Annotated in this window: 27 protein-coding genes; all 27 read left to right on the forward strand. The window is 24.3% G+C overall.

Annotation, left to right across the window (positions count from 1 at the left end; translation table 11 throughout):
• Nucleotides 1-99 precede the first annotated feature (99 nt).
• Nucleotides 100-1,341, forward strand: a complete 1,242-nt coding sequence (locus tag EJL03_RS13620; RefSeq protein ID WP_125154524.1) for a hypothetical protein — start codon at nt 100-102, stop codon at nt 1,339-1,341.
• Nucleotides 1,342-1,860: 519 nt separating this feature from the next.
• Nucleotides 1,861-2,055 (forward strand): hypothetical protein, encoded by a 195-nt coding sequence (locus EJL03_RS13625; RefSeq protein WP_125154525.1) that lies wholly within the window; start codon nt 1,861-1,863, stop codon nt 2,053-2,055.
• An 11-nt stretch (nt 2,056-2,066) separates the two neighbouring features.
• Complete coding sequence (locus tag EJL03_RS13630) at nt 2,067-2,366, forward strand: hypothetical protein (RefSeq protein ID WP_125154526.1); 300 nt, start codon at nt 2,067-2,069, stop codon at nt 2,364-2,366.
• Nucleotides 2,367-2,368: 2 nt separating this feature from the next.
• On the forward strand, nt 2,369-2,812 hold the full coding sequence (locus tag EJL03_RS13635) for a hypothetical protein (RefSeq protein WP_125154527.1): 444 nt from the start codon (nt 2,369-2,371) through the stop codon (nt 2,810-2,812).
• 15 nt (nt 2,813-2,827) lie between these two features.
• The gene (locus EJL03_RS16645; RefSeq protein ID WP_279222085.1) at nt 2,828-2,953 is read left to right on the forward strand and encodes a hypothetical protein; all 126 of its coding nucleotides are present in this window, start codon (nt 2,828-2,830) and stop codon (nt 2,951-2,953) included.
• A gap of 264 nt (nt 2,954-3,217) precedes the next feature.
• Entirely contained in the window at nt 3,218-4,459 is a 1,242-nt protein-coding gene (locus tag EJL03_RS13640; RefSeq protein WP_125154528.1) for a hypothetical protein, read from the forward strand.
• A 49-nt stretch (nt 4,460-4,508) separates the two neighbouring features.
• Nucleotides 4,509-5,132, forward strand: a complete 624-nt coding sequence (locus tag EJL03_RS13645; RefSeq protein ID WP_125154529.1) for a hypothetical protein — start codon at nt 4,509-4,511, stop codon at nt 5,130-5,132.
• A gap of 52 nt (nt 5,133-5,184) precedes the next feature.
• Complete coding sequence (locus EJL03_RS13650) at nt 5,185-5,874, forward strand: Fic family protein (RefSeq protein WP_125154530.1); 690 nt, start codon at nt 5,185-5,187, stop codon at nt 5,872-5,874.
• Between the two features lie 58 nt (nt 5,875-5,932).
• The gene (locus EJL03_RS13655; RefSeq protein ID WP_125154531.1) at nt 5,933-6,508 is read left to right on the forward strand and encodes a nucleotidyltransferase family protein; all 576 of its coding nucleotides are present in this window, start codon (nt 5,933-5,935) and stop codon (nt 6,506-6,508) included.
• Entirely contained in the window at nt 6,480-6,704 is a 225-nt protein-coding gene (locus EJL03_RS13660; RefSeq protein ID WP_125154532.1) for a DUF6718 family protein, read from the forward strand. Before EJL03_RS13655 ends, EJL03_RS13660 begins: the two co-directional genes overlap by 29 nt.
• An 82-nt stretch (nt 6,705-6,786) precedes the next feature.
• Nucleotides 6,787-8,076, forward strand: coding sequence for an FRG domain-containing protein (locus tag EJL03_RS13665; protein ID WP_125154533.1), 1,290 nt, complete (start codon nt 6,787-6,789; stop codon nt 8,074-8,076).
• Nucleotides 8,039-8,416, forward strand: coding sequence for a hypothetical protein (locus tag EJL03_RS13670; RefSeq protein WP_164509100.1), 378 nt, complete (start codon nt 8,039-8,041; stop codon nt 8,414-8,416). The genes EJL03_RS13665 and EJL03_RS13670 overlap by 38 nt, the downstream gene beginning before the upstream one ends.
• Before the next feature lie 44 nt (nt 8,417-8,460).
• Nucleotides 8,461-8,628, forward strand: a complete 168-nt coding sequence (locus EJL03_RS16190; RefSeq protein WP_164509101.1) for a hypothetical protein — start codon at nt 8,461-8,463, stop codon at nt 8,626-8,628.
• Between the two features lie 139 nt (nt 8,629-8,767).
• Complete coding sequence (locus EJL03_RS13675; protein WP_125154535.1) at nt 8,768-9,679, forward strand: tyrosine-type recombinase/integrase; 912 nt, start codon at nt 8,768-8,770, stop codon at nt 9,677-9,679.
• A 273-nt stretch (nt 9,680-9,952) separates the two neighbouring features.
• Nucleotides 9,953-10,111, forward strand: a complete 159-nt coding sequence (locus EJL03_RS16195; RefSeq protein ID WP_164509102.1) for a hypothetical protein — start codon at nt 9,953-9,955, stop codon at nt 10,109-10,111.
• Between the two features lie 8 nt (nt 10,112-10,119).
• Entirely contained in the window at nt 10,120-10,245 is a 126-nt protein-coding gene (locus EJL03_RS16650; protein WP_279222086.1) for a hypothetical protein, read from the forward strand.
• A 144-nt stretch (nt 10,246-10,389) separates the two neighbouring features.
• A complete protein-coding gene (locus EJL03_RS13680) occupies nt 10,390-11,688 on the forward strand; it encodes a hypothetical protein (protein WP_125154536.1) in 1,299 nt (432 codons plus the stop codon).
• A gap of 114 nt (nt 11,689-11,802) precedes the next feature.
• Entirely contained in the window at nt 11,803-12,027 is a 225-nt protein-coding gene (locus tag EJL03_RS16475; protein ID WP_243108722.1) for a hypothetical protein, read from the forward strand.
• Nucleotides 11,982-12,092, forward strand: a complete 111-nt coding sequence (locus tag EJL03_RS16845; RefSeq protein WP_423243353.1) for a hypothetical protein — start codon at nt 11,982-11,984, stop codon at nt 12,090-12,092. The genes EJL03_RS16475 and EJL03_RS16845 overlap by 46 nt, the downstream gene beginning before the upstream one ends.
• 120 nt (nt 12,093-12,212) lie before the next feature.
• Nucleotides 12,213-12,530: a hypothetical protein gene (locus tag EJL03_RS13690; protein WP_125154537.1), complete on the forward strand. Its 318-nt coding sequence runs from the start codon at nt 12,213-12,215 to the stop codon at nt 12,528-12,530.
• A 57-nt stretch (nt 12,531-12,587) separates the two neighbouring features.
• Entirely contained in the window at nt 12,588-13,889 is a 1,302-nt protein-coding gene (locus EJL03_RS13695) for an RNA ligase family protein (protein WP_125154538.1), read from the forward strand.
• Nucleotides 13,882-14,805: an AAA family ATPase gene (locus EJL03_RS13700; RefSeq protein ID WP_125154539.1), complete on the forward strand. Its 924-nt coding sequence runs from the start codon at nt 13,882-13,884 to the stop codon at nt 14,803-14,805. The genes EJL03_RS13695 and EJL03_RS13700 overlap by 8 nt, the downstream gene beginning before the upstream one ends.
• Nucleotides 14,806-15,029: 224 nt before the next feature.
• Entirely contained in the window at nt 15,030-15,245 is a 216-nt protein-coding gene (locus tag EJL03_RS13705) for a hypothetical protein (RefSeq protein ID WP_125154540.1), read from the forward strand.
• 17 nt (nt 15,246-15,262) lie between these two features.
• A complete protein-coding gene (locus EJL03_RS16200) occupies nt 15,263-15,412 on the forward strand; it encodes a hypothetical protein (RefSeq protein WP_164509103.1) in 150 nt (49 codons plus the stop codon).
• Between the two features lie 22 nt (nt 15,413-15,434).
• Nucleotides 15,435-15,623 (forward strand): DNA translocase FtsK, encoded by a 189-nt coding sequence (locus tag EJL03_RS13710; RefSeq protein ID WP_125154541.1) that lies wholly within the window; start codon nt 15,435-15,437, stop codon nt 15,621-15,623.
• A 76-nt stretch (nt 15,624-15,699) separates the two neighbouring features.
• Complete coding sequence (locus EJL03_RS13715; RefSeq protein ID WP_125154542.1) at nt 15,700-16,035, forward strand: hypothetical protein; 336 nt, start codon at nt 15,700-15,702, stop codon at nt 16,033-16,035.
• Nucleotides 16,036-16,245, forward strand: a 210-nt coding sequence (locus EJL03_RS13720) for a hypothetical protein (RefSeq protein ID WP_243108723.1), incomplete at its 3' end; no start/stop codon positions are given.

Consider the following 16,245-nt stretch of genomic DNA (forward strand, 5'->3'; position numbering starts at 1 on the left):
TATTGAATTACATTCGTTACAAGTAAAAATCCAATGTAATAAAAAATACTATAGTATTTTCAAGTGGATACATGAGATGTTATATGAGGAGAGAGAAGTATGAAGGAAATCGAACAGTTAGCTATTGTAGATAAAGTCAATAATATATTAGGGTTTAAAGATGACATTGAATATAGACAACCTAAAAAACCTAAAAAACAGGAGCAAACATATAAAGGAATGAAACCTTCACAAAAAGTAAAAGTTTTAAAGATTCCAGTTGACGAAAGTATACTAGAAGGGAATCTAATAGAAATTCCTTTTATAAGTTATTATAAAGAAAAAGAACCATTAACAGCTGTTGAGTATGTTTGGGTTGATAGTAAAGGTGTAGAAAAAACAATAGAAGTAAGAGGGAGTAAGTGGGGTGTTCCAGACGAATATTGTTTTGATGTATTAACTGCTTTATTTAGATTGCATATAAAGCAAAATAAATGCATTGAATTTGATATAGAAAATAAAAAATGGAATATGAATAAAACAATTAATTTTTCTCTTAGTGAGTTGGCTAGAGAAATGGGATATAAAAGTTTAGGGAAGAATGTCTTTGATAAATTAGATATAGCACTTGAAATACTGAATGATACAACCATATATAATAAGGCAGGAGGAACATTCCTAGATGTAAAAACTAATACTTATTTAACACCAGAAAAAAAAGAGTCTATAAGAATAGTCACACACTACAAAAGTTATCGATATAGTAATAAAGATAAAAATCAAAAACGTCTTAACTATAGAAAAATTAAAGATTACACGAGTGTAAAAATAGATGACTTCATATATGAAAGCTTGTGTAATTCTTATTTTAAAATCTTTAATTATGAGAGCTATAGGTTGTTAAAGATGGGAATAGCTAAAAAAATTTATTTATTACTAAGTAAGTGGAGAGCAAATAGAAGTAAAGTATTTTTAAAATGGGAAACACTATATCAAAAAATTCCACTAACTGATAAAAAACCAGAAAAATATCGTAGGAAAAGAATAAGGGATGCTTATAATAAACTTATAGAAATAGGGTTTTTAGTTAGGGTGCATGAAAATACTAAAGGGGTTGAATTTATTTTTGAAGATACAGCAAGCGATGAACTAGCGTTGGATGTTGTTGAAAGCAAAGATAAACCTAAAAAATATAATACTATTATGGAAATATTAATGGCTTTAAATGAATTAAAGATAGATAATGTTATTATACAAAATATATTAAATAGCGTAAGTATAGAAGTGATAAAGGCTACATTAGAAGAATCAGAAGGAGTAGCTTTAGAAGAAATGCAAGGCAAAATAAAATCATTACTATAGTATTTATATGAACTATTATAATTTTGAATAACACTATAGTATAACCATGAACTTTATACAGAATAATATATAAAGTTCATGGTTATACGAATAAAGTATTGTACTTATTATTTTTTAATTAATACTATAGTCGGTTCATGAATTTTATAAAAAGGATTAACAATATGAAGATAATAAATAGAAATCATTATTTTACAGATTTGAGTTTTATATACACCAATTAATCACCCGTAGTATTTTATATATCATGATGCTATAAATGAGAAATTTTATACTAATGTAAAATAATTTAATAAAAACATTGACAAAAGATAATAAAAACAATATAATAAAAATATAGGAAGAAGGAGATGAATTATTAGCAGTACAATGTAAAATAATTTGTTGTAAAATGTGTTGGTATATAAAAGGTTTTTATTTTTATCCATGAGTACAAAAATTTGTAGTTGCGACTATAAAAACCTGTGTTTGTATGATACAATAAAATGGATAAATAAGACAAGGAGGGTGAAATATGAAATGAATATAGCACAAGTTATAATGGAAACAATAAAAGATCAAAGACACGATATTAAATGGGTAGCTGAAAAAGTAGATATACCCTATACTACATTTTTATACAAATTGAAAAATGATAACTTTTTAGCAGAAGAGTTATTGAGGGTAGGGAAGTTATTAAATATTGATTTAGAAGAATTAAAAAATAAAATTTAAAGGAGACAAATATGAACAAATCAAATTTAAAAGTAATGATAGACAGCAGACTTAAAAAGAACATAGAATCGTTAATGATATATGAAAATGGTTGTTGTTCAGTAAAATTCAAAGATATAGAAGATACATTCTGGTTTGATAAGGTAGAAGATTTACAAGAATTTATGCTTATTCAAGCAAAAGAAAGATATTATGATAAATCTCTTAGAAAAGGTTATTTTCGATATATAAATGAAAACAATGAAGAAGTTATATATAAAATTAACAATGTTTCAAGAGGAAAACTAGAAGTAGAGGAAGGAGTGCGTTAATAATGGAATTTGCAAAATATTATAAAGTTACAAATAAATTAAATAAATTATTAGAACAAAAGAAAGTGTTTTCTTATACAAAAGATTACTGTAAAGACTTATTTATATGTGAAGATACACATATATTTTGGATATGTAGAATATTAGAAGGATATAATGAAGAGTATGAAAAAGAAGATGGAAAATGGTTAGTAGAACGTAATAAAATAGATAAGTATGATTTTATAAATTTTATAGAAGAAAAACACAAAGAGAAATTTATAGTTAAACATAGACAAGATAGAGACAATATTATAAGCTCTTTAGAGGATAATTTTGTCATAGAAAATGTAATTCTATTTGATGATGACCAAGGATTAGAAAATTGGGATAATTATGAATGCGAAAGCTATGAAGAAGCAATAAGTGTCATAGATGGAGGACATGGAATAATAGAAGAGTATTAAGAAGAAGGTGCTTAAATGGATAAACAGAGCTATTTATTAACATATATTGATTGTGGTGAAGAAGACTTTGGATGGTTTGAGTCAGAGGAAGATGTAAGGAAGTTTATAATTGATAGAAGAGTAGCAGTAATTGAGTGTTAGCATATCAAAGATGCTGAAAAAATTGAAATCTAATAGGGAGGATTTATAATTGGTAAAACTAATTAATTTGAATACAGGGGGATGTAATAGAAATAGATGTATTTGCTTTAAGAGAAAGAGGAATTCCAGAAAATTATAGAGTAGCTGATGATATAACTACCAATGAATGGATTGAACTTTACTGTAAACAACTTAATAAAGAGTAAAAATACTATAGGTTGTTAATAAAATCAGAAATTTATATTAAAAATGGGGGATGAATGTATGAGAGATTATTTGTTTTATAGCAAAGGAGACTTATATAATACAATTGAATGCCATAAACAAAATATAAAGAAAAATATAGAAAATCAAAAATCTGATTATATCTTAAATGTTAATCAAGATGATTATATTGAATATTTATATAATAAATATATAATCAATCCTTTAGTTTTACATGAAGAAGAAATTAGTATTATTGAACAAAAAGAAATAGATGTAGATATATCCCATGAATGGGATAGGGCGATTTCTGATAGAACTAGACCTTTTTATATAAAAGGAAATTCAATTACAATTGGAATACCTTACGAAGGAGATAGAGAATTATTTTATTTAAAACCATCCACATTTTCAACTATAATTCCTTGTGGAGTTGTAAAAGATACTGATTTATTACTCACTTTTGAGAATACAAATTTAACAAGTGAACAAATTAAGAGTGATTTAGATAAAAACATTAAATTGATAAAACAATATATAGATTGGCAAAATGAAAGCATATTACCTTTTAATGATAATTTAAAAAATTATTTAAAACAATTGTTTTTTAAAAGAAAAGATAAGTTGTTAAAAGATTTAAATTTAGTTGCATCATTAGGAATCCCATTAAGAAAAAATACTGAATATGCAAAAACTTATGTAGTTCCAACAACTAAAAAAAATGTAGAAATAGAAAAACCTATAATAAAAGAGAAAACTTTTGTTCCCGAACCAAGTATTGATATGTCAACATATGAAGATATTCTTAATACGTTAAATAATATGAGCATAGTTATGGAAAGGTGTCCTGAAGCTTTTAGTAAGATGGATGAAGAATCCTTGAGACAGCATTTTTTAGTTCAATTAAATGGTATTTATGAAGGTAATGCAACAGGAGAAACTTTTAATGCAAATGGCAAAACAGATATATTAATGAGAGAAAATGGGAAAAACGTATTTATAGGTGAATGTAAATTTTGGAAAGGCGACAAGGTGTTTACAGATACTATAGATCAAATTTTAAGTTATATGTGTTGGAGAGATACAAAAGGAGCTATACTTATATTCAATAGAAATAAAAATTTAAGTAATATAATAAAAAAAATACCTGATTTAGCACAAAAACACCCTAGTTATAAAAAAGAAATTAATATTCAGCAAGAAACATGTTTTAGATATATTTTTACTCAACCCAATGACAACAATAGAGAAATATTGTTAACTATAATGGTATTTGATATCCCTGTTAAAAAAAGTAATTAAAATAAATGGAAAAGTTTATATACTTTGTATAATAAAAAGGAGGAAAACCATGAAAAATAATACAGTATGCGAGAAAACAATTAAGGATGCAATTGTAAGTTATATGAATCCATATCATGTAAAATATATAAAAGAATATCCATATAATTCAATTTATAAATTATTCCAATCGTTAGATAGTCTTGAAGAAGAAAAGCTATATGAAATTATGGGGATAGCAGGGAGTTTTTATATAAAAGGAATAAATAAAACGTTATTTAATGATAAAGATAAATTATTCACTCAAGTAAAATCTAAATGTATAGAAATAGCTAAAACAACTTCAGAATTAGTTGCAATTAATGCTTTTGTAAGCGTTGTTGCAAATGGTTTGCTATGTGTAGGAAATCCATTAAATGTAAATGAGAAAATAATTGAGAATAAAAATATGTTGGAAAATATGAAATACAATGAAAAAGAAATAATTGGAAAAGTTAAACAAACTAATGGAAATAAAACAATAAGTGATGATAATATAAAACATGTATATAATATGTTTCAAGAATCAATAGATAAAATGAAAATCAACCAAGAAAAAAACTTAGATTTATATAACTATTTTTGCAATAATGTAATAAAAGATTTACTAAATGAAAATTATTTACAAACAAAAAAAGAATTACAAGATGATTAGTTTATTATAGATTAGCAAATAAAAAGTTGTTTTAAAATAAAGAGGTGATATAATGCTATTTACAAGAACAAAACAATATTTAGATATAATTCCACCTATAGATATTAAAAAACTCATATTTATAGCTAAAAAAACACTTCCAGATGTTATTTTTAATATGGGAAGTTTAGAGGGAAACCCTTTCACATATCCTGAAGTTCAGACATTATTAGATGGAATAACTGTAGGTGGTCATAGAGTGTCAGATGAACAACAAATTTATGACTTAAAAAATAGTTGGGAGTATTTATTTGAATTGGTTCAAAAGGATGAATTTCAACTTAGCCAAGAAATATTTAATAATATAAATAATAAAGTAGCAATTAATGAAGCATTAGTAAGTGGAAAATTTAGAGATGGTCAAGTAAGAATAGGTGGAACTGATTATATTCCTCCACAAGCAGAAGACTTAAATTCTGTATTTTTAAATGAGCTACCTGAAATTATAGATAGATGTAAAAGTAAAACTGAGTTAGCTTTTGAGATATTCTTATTTGTAGCTTTAAATCAATTCTATTATGATGGTAATAAAAGAACAGGCAGGCTACTAGCAAATGGGATTTTACTATCTAATGGTCAAGGGGTTTTGAATATAAAAGCAAAAAATAAGCTGGAATTCAATACATTAATGGTTGAATTCTATAATACACAAAAGGCTGATAGTATTTGTGATTTTTTATATAATAAATGCTTAGAGAGATAATGAGAGAAATTAAAATGATAGAAGAAGGTGAAAACTTATCAATAACGATGAATTATTAATGATATTAGATAAATTAAGTTTTAAAACTACTTTAGGTAAAAGTCTAAAAAATACTTTAAGAAAATTTAAGAAAAATGAATTAATAAATGATTTAGAAAACTATATAGATTTTCTAAATGATAATGTAGATTTATTACAAAATTATAATTATAGAATTAAATCTTTACAATCAATATTATTAAAATATGATAAATACTATCCTAGCAAAGAAGTTTATGGTTGTTTTAATGATATACTAGGAATAAGAGTTATAGTAGATAGTTATAACAATATTAATCTTGATTCAGAGCTAGTAAGGTGTGTAGATATGACAAAAGGAAAATCTAATGATGATGGATATAGAGGATATCACATTTATTATAGAAGAAGCAATTATCATTATCCAATAGAAATACAATTTTTTACCAATAAGGATTTTAAATTCAATATTTGGCTACACACATATGTATATAAGTATAAAGATAATGATATTGGAGTAAAATTAAGAAAAATGTATGATTCAGATAAAATAAATGATAAAAAAGATTTTGAGAGGTGTTTAGAATATGTGCTATTTAATAGTAAAAGATTTTAATAAAAAAGGGTCTTTAGCACTTGAATTAAATAATGGCAAAGAAGTGGCAGGATTATCAAAATTTCTTACTGCAAGACTAAAAAATACTTCAAAACAAGTAGTTACCATCAGTGATTTGGAAACTTGGGAAGAATATGCTCCGTTTAATATTGTAAATAATGCAAGTGAATTTATTGATAAAGCTGAAAAAATGTAAGAAGTGAAAATTATTTTAAAAGTAAGAAAGGAAATAGAATTAATATAAATTCACGATTTTATTTTAAACTGGGGGGGAGAACATGAAAGAATATGAAGTGAGTACAATCTCAGAATATCTCGATGTAATTCGTGATAATAATTTCGAGTCTTATATATTTAGGGGGCAAAATGAACCATATTATGGAATAGAAGCTAGTGGATTTAGACCTTATAAAGGAGGATGGGATTCTGATACTTTTTATGATTTCAATAGTATTCAAAAAGACTATTATGATAAAATCATTAGTCGTATATCTGAAGATGAAAAAAAGCATTTTACTTCTTTTTGTCAGCATCATCAATTACCAACTAATTTAGTGGATTTTACACATTCTCCGTTAATATCTCTATTTTTTGCTTGTTATGGAAAGGGTGAACAACCTTATTATTTAAGTGATTTACTTAATAATCCAAGTAAACAGCAAATAGAAGATTTGAAGAATGATAAATCTCTACAAGATACATTAATATACAATTTATGTAATAATATTTCAAAGAAATATTTTAGTAACACTGCTGAAGTATATTTAATAAATAAAAACAGGCTTGTTGATATTAGTGACATCGTTATTGAAATTAAGGGGGGTAATTTTTTTGAAGTATTAACAAAAGATTTGGATATTCAAAATGAAATTTACAAAAGAATACTTAATACTTTTTATAATAATTCAGACGAGGTTGAATCTTGGGTTTTAAATTTGGTGGGAAATTATGAATACAATAATGTAAATCTTAATGGAATTAAAGGACTATTAGATAGTGATAGCGATAATAAATTTTTAGAATTAAGAAAATTATTAAAAAATAGCAAAAAGAAATTAATAGATATGTATTATTTTTTGAAGAAAAATTTACATGATGAAGATATAATTTCCTCTAAATTTTATGAGTTTGAGGATTATATGATTTTTGGGGATGAAGATTATTCAAAAGAAGATTTTATTATTGTAGGGGCTAAAATATATTTAGCATTATTTATAAATCTTTTGAAAATATTTAAATTTTACAAAGACAGATGTTATATAAACTTAGATATATATTTTATATATCAGCCACCCAATTTATTTGATAGAATATCCAATCAAAAAGGATTGTTTATATATCAAGGTTATATGTATTATAAAGAAGATTGCTATGGATACCATTATTTAAATTATCAAAATATACTACCTGATGTAACAATTAAAATTAATAATTATGAAAAGATATTAAGTGAATTAGATTGCTTGGGGATAAATTTGGAAATGGTTTATAGTGATTTTGATAGTATTGCAAAATCTGTGAGACATAAACATGAGGTGGAAATTAGAAAAAATAAAAGTGGCAAATAAAGGAGTAATAATGAGCTTTACAAGTAATATTTATAAAATGGAACATTCAAATGTAACAAACCTAACACCAATAACGATATATAAAAGTGATGGAGAGATTAATAAGTTTATTAAAACTATTAATAAACTGAATTTAGATATAAATAATTTCTACAAAGTTGAAGGAAAGTTATATAAATATTGTTATTTAAAAGGTACTGTATTAGTAGAAATATATGATATAAATGAAGATTATTTTATTAATTTTAAAGTTAAAGAGCAAATTGAACAAAGAGAAAAAATTCATCAAAGATGTATTGAAGAATCGCCACGCACTCTCGTGACTTCAGTCATGAGTTAGTGGCGACATATGTTAATATAAAGCTTTAAAAGGTGGTACTAAAAATGCTTGAAGAAAGATATTTTAAAACAGGAGCTATTATAATATTTTGCGATGAAGAATTTGAGGTATTGGACAACTATGGTAGTTCTGGTAAGGTTAAAGAAAATAGTCCTAATGGCACTATAATTAGTAATTTTTATTGGAATTATGCTGAGCAAGATGCGAACTAAAAAAGTAATTAATATAAAAAGTTACTTTTGTCCATATTATTACAAGGAAATTTTGTAATAACCCTTGTAATTTTTTCTAATATATGTTATTATATAAATATAAAATAATTTAATAAAAATTACAAGGGGTTGTTTTTAAATGAATGAATTACCTAAAAGAGTAGAAGACTTCTTAAATTATTTAAAAGTCATAAAAAATAAAAGTCAAAATACAATAGATGGATATGAAGTAGATTTAAGAATGTTTTTTAGATTTTATAAGATAGATAAAGGTTTAGTATCTAAAGATATAAAGTTTTCGAGTGTAGATATATCAGATATTACAGATAATCATATTAAATCTATTATATTACAGGATTTATATAATTTTATGTATTTTTTACAGAATGAAAGACATAATAGCGAAAAATCAAGAGGTAGAAAAATAGCTAGTTTAAAATCATTCTTTAATTATTTAGAAACCAAAGCAAATTTAATTAAAGAGAATCCAACAAAGGAATTAGAAACTCCAGATATAAAAAGAAGAGAACCTGTATATTTAACCTTAGAAGAATGTAGTAAATTATTAAATGCAATACAAGATGGAAGTATTAACAGTAAGAGAAATTATTGTATGATAATTATCATGCTTAACCATGGACTTAGAGTAAGTGAATTATTAAATTTAAAAGTAGAAGATATAAACAATGAAAAAATAAGAGTAATAGGTAAAGGTAGTAAGATAAGATTTATGTATCTAAATAATACTACCAGAGAAGCCATAAGAAGTTACTTTTGTTTTGAAGATATAAAGAGTGGTAAGATGTTTAATATTACTAAAGAACAGGTTAATAACGTAATTAAAGGCTATTCTAAGAAAGCCAAAATAAATAAACATGTAACAGCCCATACTTTAAGGCATACATCAGCAACAATAAATTTAAAACAAACAAAAGATTTGAGATATGTTCAGGAATTTTTAGGTCATAGTAATTTATCTACTACTCAAATATATGTTCATGTGTTAGATGAAGATAAAAAGAAGTATGCAAATAAAGTTCAAATAAGATAAGCAATTACAATAAACGAAAGATAAGCATTTATTTTCTTGTTAGTTAATATAAAACAATTTGACAAATTAGTAATAAAATGATACTATAAGATTATAGGAAATATTTACTATAAAATAATACTTTTAAAGCAATATAAAATAATCTAATAAATATCAAATAAATTATGAAAGGCTATACGTAGATTTGGATGTAAATTCATGGTATGATTTAAAAATGAAAGATAAAGTTAAATTAGAAAAATAGTTTAATTATGAATATAGGAGAGTTTCTTTATGGCTAAAATAAAAAAAATTATAGTGAACTATCCAGAAGACCCTAAAGTAATGGAAGAACTGCAAGATAGAGCTATGGGCATATTAGCCAGAGCCTTAGTTAAAAAACTTCCTACGGAGGATATAGAAGAAATTATAAAAGAGTTAGAAGAGAGGTAGCAAAATTCATGGTAAGAGGTGCAGAAATTAAAAAAGTAACTATTAAAATCCCAGAAGATATAGAAAGAGAAGAAGTGGAAAGAAGTGCATGTAAAGCTTATGCAAAAATTTTATCTGAGATGTATCCCTCATAAGTTATAGAGAAAATAATAGAAAGATTAGAATCAGGAGATATAGAATTATAAATAAAGAGCTTAAGTTTGATGTAATAATAAAATATTTTTATACTATAAAATTTAAAGAGAAAATATTAAGAGAAAGAGAAGGATAGAAGTTGAATGGAAAAGATAAAATTTAATACATTAGAAAGTATAATCAATAATAATTCCTGTGCATTTTTATATGGAAATGGTTTAAGTATAAATTTTGATAGAAGTTTTGGTACAATTTTTAATCGCTTGTATGAAGCACATAAGATTTTGATTAGAAATGGAGTATTTAAAACAAAATTTAATAGTAGATTTAGAAAAAAGAATATGACTAATTATAATGAGGTATTACAATATATTAAATATAGCAAAGAAGATGAAATATTAAAAATTTTTAAAGATGCTTTAATATTTGCTCAATCTATTATAGAAAATAACAAACTAATTGAAGCTTTAGAAAATAGCAAACAATTAGTAACTACAACATTTGGTATTGGACAATTAGATTTAGTTAAACAAATTTGTGATTCAGGCAAAAGGGGAGTGCAATGTGTAAATATAGAATATTGGACAATCCTTATACACTTTTATTTTTTAATTAAAAAGCTGAATTTGGATAAAGACATATATGACTTTCCTGATAATAATATTTTTATTACATTGGTGCATATTGGAGATAAAAGCACAATTACATTGCTAAATAGTGAAGACATTAAAGAAAAACTATTAGAGAGTACATTATTTAATGGCTTTAATATATATTATAGACTATTATTTTGTATAGCTATTTTTGATAATGGTAAGGCAATTAATTATAACAAATTGGAAAATAGTAAAAATATTCATTTAAATAAATTGCAAACATCCTTAAATAAATTTAATGCAATTTTAACTTTAAATTATGATAGAATTTTAGAACTAATTTTAGATAAACAAATTCATCACTTACATGGAAAATTTGTATTAAATAAAGAGGAAGTAGTAGCAAATCAAGTTCTAGGTTTAAAATATAATAATAATTATATAAGTTTTTCAGATATTTTAATTGGAGATTACTTTTATAACAAGATTCAAAAGAGCATGGTAAACACACTAGCAGGTAAAGATTATGTAAATAAAAAAACACAATATCCTTCAAAAATTATTGGTGAAATAATACATGAAAAATATATAAATACATTTTTAATAATGGGGATGTCTATCCAGAATGACCAACATATTATAAGATTAATAATGTCAGAATTATATTTTAATAAAGCAAATAATCCTAAGATAATTTATGGTTACTACGAAGAGAAAGATATGGAAGAGTTTAATAAGATATTCTACGAAGTAATTAATTTTAGTGAGGAATTAAATAGATATGCACAAAATATAGATGTAAAGTATATAGATATTAAACCAATTATAAGTATGTATAAAAAATAATTAAGCTTTTATATAATGTAAAAAAGATATTTTACTTCATATTTTCAATTAATAGTTCATAAATTCATTTTATGTATATTATAATTATATATAAGATGAAAGAAGGTGTATTTAATGCAGGAAAATAAGAAAGAAATATTAAATACTATGATTGATTTTAAAATATCTTCAAGGCGTTTTCCGTCTGCAAAAGAACTTGGGAAATATGGATATGATGAATTAATGTTTATAGATATGTTTGGAGGATATGGTAAAGCTTTGTTATTAGCAGAAACAAGAAAAGAACAGATAATATTAGAACAAGCTGGAACGAATGTCCTACTTGTGGAAATTCAATAGGATACTATCCAAAAGATAATGAATTTAGATGTTCAAAATGCAACCAAAGAATATTATGGAAATAAGTTGTAGCATATAAAATATTCGTTTTATCGTAACATAAAACAATTAAAAAAGGAGCGATACAGATATTTAAATGGTTTAAAGAAAAACAAAAAGAAAGATACGAAAATAAAATTAAATATATGATAAATTATAATGAATACATGATAAACAAATATAAAAATATGCCTAAAATAATCAAAGATATAGTGGAAAAATATGAAGAAGAAAGTTGTATTTGTATGTGTTATCGAGAAGAATTTTTAAGTAAAATTCATGTAAAATATAATGTTGATATTAATTTAATAAAAGAGTTAATAGAATCAGATACAATTGCAATAGAAGAAAATAAAAAAGCAGATATTAGAACAAAAGAATTAGAACAAGAAAAAGAAACTAGAGAAAAAATAGATTTGTATAAAAGAGCTATATTAGAATTAAAACAAGATGATAAAATCTAAAAATAATAGCTCACTAATATAAAATAATTTAATAAAACAAAAAGAGGGGCGTTGTTTATGAGTTATAATGCGTACATAACAAGAATAAAAAATATTAGAAAACATATTAATGCAGATAGATTAAACGTAGGGGAATGCTTTGGAAATTCAGTAATAATCTCACTAGATGTAAAAGAAAATGAATTAGGTATATATTTTCCTACTGATGGGAAATTAGGAATGGAATTTTGTGAAATCAATAATTTATTAAGGGAGAAAGATGAAGATGGAAATCAAATAGGAGGATATTTAGAACCTGAAAAACGTCATGTATCCACTTTAAAGCTTAGAGGAGAAAAGTCAGATGGTTTATTTATGCCATTAAAATGTTTAGAATCATTTTGTGATATTACAACGCTAAAAGAGGGGGATATGATAACCACATTAAATGGTATTTTAATATGTGAAAAATACATTCCTAAAGGAAAAGTAAGAATACAAGGAGTATCTAAAGAAAAAAACAAGAAAATTAGTTCTGAATCATATCCACTTTTTAAAGAGCATAGTGATACAGCACAACTTGCATATAATACACATCAATTTAAAAAAGGTGATTTGTGTTATATTACTTTAAAGATGCATGGTACAAGTCAACGTAGTTCGTATACGATTAAAGAGAGGAAAAGAAAAACACCACATTTAATATATAAATTGTTAAAATTTATGAATGTTAATATAAGCCCTAAAAGAAATTGGGATAATGTCACAGGTACAAGAAGAGTTATAATAAAAGATTATGATAAAGGCTTTTATGGTAGTAATGAATTTAGAAAACAATATCATGATTTATTCGCAAATAGATTGAGAAAAGGTGAAACAGTTTATTATGAAGTTGTAGGATATACAGATAAAAATCAAACAATTATGCCTGAATGTGACAATAAGAAAATAAGAGATAAAGAATTTATAAAACAATATGGCAAAACTACTAAGTTTACATATGGATGTGATATTGGAAAAAATGATATTTATGTATATAGAATGACTATGACAAATGAAGATGGTGATATAGTAGAATATCCTTGGTATTTAGTTAAATTACGTTGCGAACAAATGGGCATTAAATATTGTCCCCAATTAGATAGTTTTACTTTTACAGATATCGAAGATTTAATGAATAGGGTAGAAAAGTTTGTAGATGGATCAGACCCAATAGGTAAAACTCATATTAGAGAAGGTGTAGTTGTAAGAATAGACAATAAAGAAAAGTTTACTGCATATAAACATAAGAATTTTACTTTTAAATTATTAGAAGGAATTATTAAAGAAAGTGATATATTAGATATGGAAGAATCAGAAAGTGAGAATAAAAATGAATAAGTTAATTATGATGGTTGGATTACCAGCTAGTGGAAAATCTTATTATGCAGATAAAATAGCTAAAAAGGAAAATGCAGTTATATTATCTTCAGATAAATTAAGAAAAGAATTATTCAATAATGAAAATGACCAAAACCATAATACAGAAGTATTTAAAGAATTATATAAAAGAGTAAAAGAAAATTTAAAACAGGCAAATAATATTATAATAGATGCTACAAATATAAATCATAAAATAAGGAAAGCGTTGTTAGATGAATTAAAGAGATTTAATTGTTTTAAAGAATGCTATTTAATAGCAACTCCATATAAAAAATGTTTAGAACAAAATAAGCGAAGAGAAAGAGAAATTCCAGAGCATGTAATAAAAAGAATGTATAAAAATATATTTATTCCACAATATTATGAAGGATGGAATAAAATTAATATAATTAAAAATTTTAATAAAGAAGATTTTAGTATTAATGAATTATTTAATGGAGAAAACGGACTTGATAAAATAAATCAAGATAATCCTCATCATACCTTAACAATAGGAAAACATTGTTTAAAATGCAGTGCCAATGTAGAAAATGATGAAAGTGCAAAGGATTTAGTAGAATTATCATTGATAAGTATTGCAGGACTACTTCACGACATAGGTAAAGCTTTTACTAAAGAATTTAAAAATACCAAAGGTGAAGTAACTGATATTGCACATTATTATGCACATCATAATGTATCTGCATATTTAAGCTTATTTTATTTAAATCTTTGTGATGAAGATATATTAAAAGTAATTAAGTATATTCAATGGCATATGCAACCATTCTTTATTAAAACAGAAAAATCTAAAAATAAATTTATTAGATTAACTGGTGAAGAATTTTATAATAATTTATTAATATTACATAGAGCTGATTTAATGGCAAAATAAACATTGACTAATATAAAATAATTTAATAATTTAATTTGACAAAACAAGAAAATGGTGGTAATATATAAATATAGTAATACAAAACAATTTAAAAATGATTTAAAATTTGAATTTTATTAAAACTGATAGATAGGAAATAGTATTTAAATATTGTTATTTACATATTAAGCTTTAGTTATGATATTATTAATTATAGGTAGTGATTAAAGTATTTTAAAATAAAGTTGAGGAGATTAGACTTAATATCAAAGAGAATTAAGAAAAATAAAATTGAAAATTTAAATAATAATAGAAAAATAAAATCATCAGATAATAAAGCAACTTACTGTAAATATTATAAAAATAATATATGTTTGTTAGATAATAAGAAGTGTCATTTAAAGGAAATAAATGAGAAGGGATTTACATTTGATTGTTATAAAATAGTATATGATAAATAGTTTAAGGGGAGGTAAAGATGAAATTAAAATGTATTAAAGAAGTCGAAGGATTTACAGTAGGAAAAACATATAAATTATTAGGTTGTGCAGGAGAATATGTTTGTTTGAAAGATGATAACAATGAACAATATACGTTATTTGAAAGTTATTTTGAAATTGTAAAATAATTTAAAAGATGGTGTGTTATATATGGAAAATTTAAAAATTCAAGCTATAAGTATATTCAAAAAATATCCAGAAAACATCAATATAGATTTGTTAAGAAGACATTTAAAAATAGGTTTGGTAAAGGCAAATAAGTTAATGGATTTACTTGAAAAAGAAGGTTTTGTTAGTGAGTATGATAAGAACGGGAAAAGAGAGCTTATAATAAAATAATTTAAAACACTTGTTTTATCAAAAAAATGATGAATAATTTGAAATTATTGTTCATTAATAAGGAGGAAGAAGATAAATGATTACTAATAATGATAACAGAAGTGATAAGTTTTATCCTATGAACCATGAATTATTTAATAAATGTGTAGCATTTACTTTAAGAAATGGAGATAGAAAGGTTTCTTATTGTAAGATAAAAGATGGAGTATTTTATGGTGGTATGGCAGATTCCCTTGAAGATGCATTTGAATGGTGCAAAGTGTTTTATGAAGAGGATAATAGTTTTGATTTATCTATTGGTGATTTTAGGGAAGAAGGTAGTATATGGAGTACAAAAGACATTTTGCATGAAATGGGGATTATTCCAAATGAAGAATATAATAAATATATTGATAATTTAAAAACTGATTAGTTGCACAATACAAAAAATGGAGGAGATAAAATGTTTAATAATAGATTTTGCTATAGAATAGCCAAAGAAGCCGAAGTTGGTTTGGATGAAGAATTGAAGGACTATTGTGAGGCTTATATCGAAACAACAATGCAAACCAAAAAAGAAATACCAGAAGAACTCAAAAGTGATATTGCAGAAAATCTAAAAATAGGATTAGCTGGTCAATTA

Origin of the sequence: Clostridium rectalis (genome assembly GCF_900626095.1) — a bacterium.
In the GTDB taxonomy this organism is placed as follows: Bacteria; Bacillota; Clostridia; order Clostridiales; family Clostridiaceae; genus Clostridium_AS; species Clostridium_AS rectalis.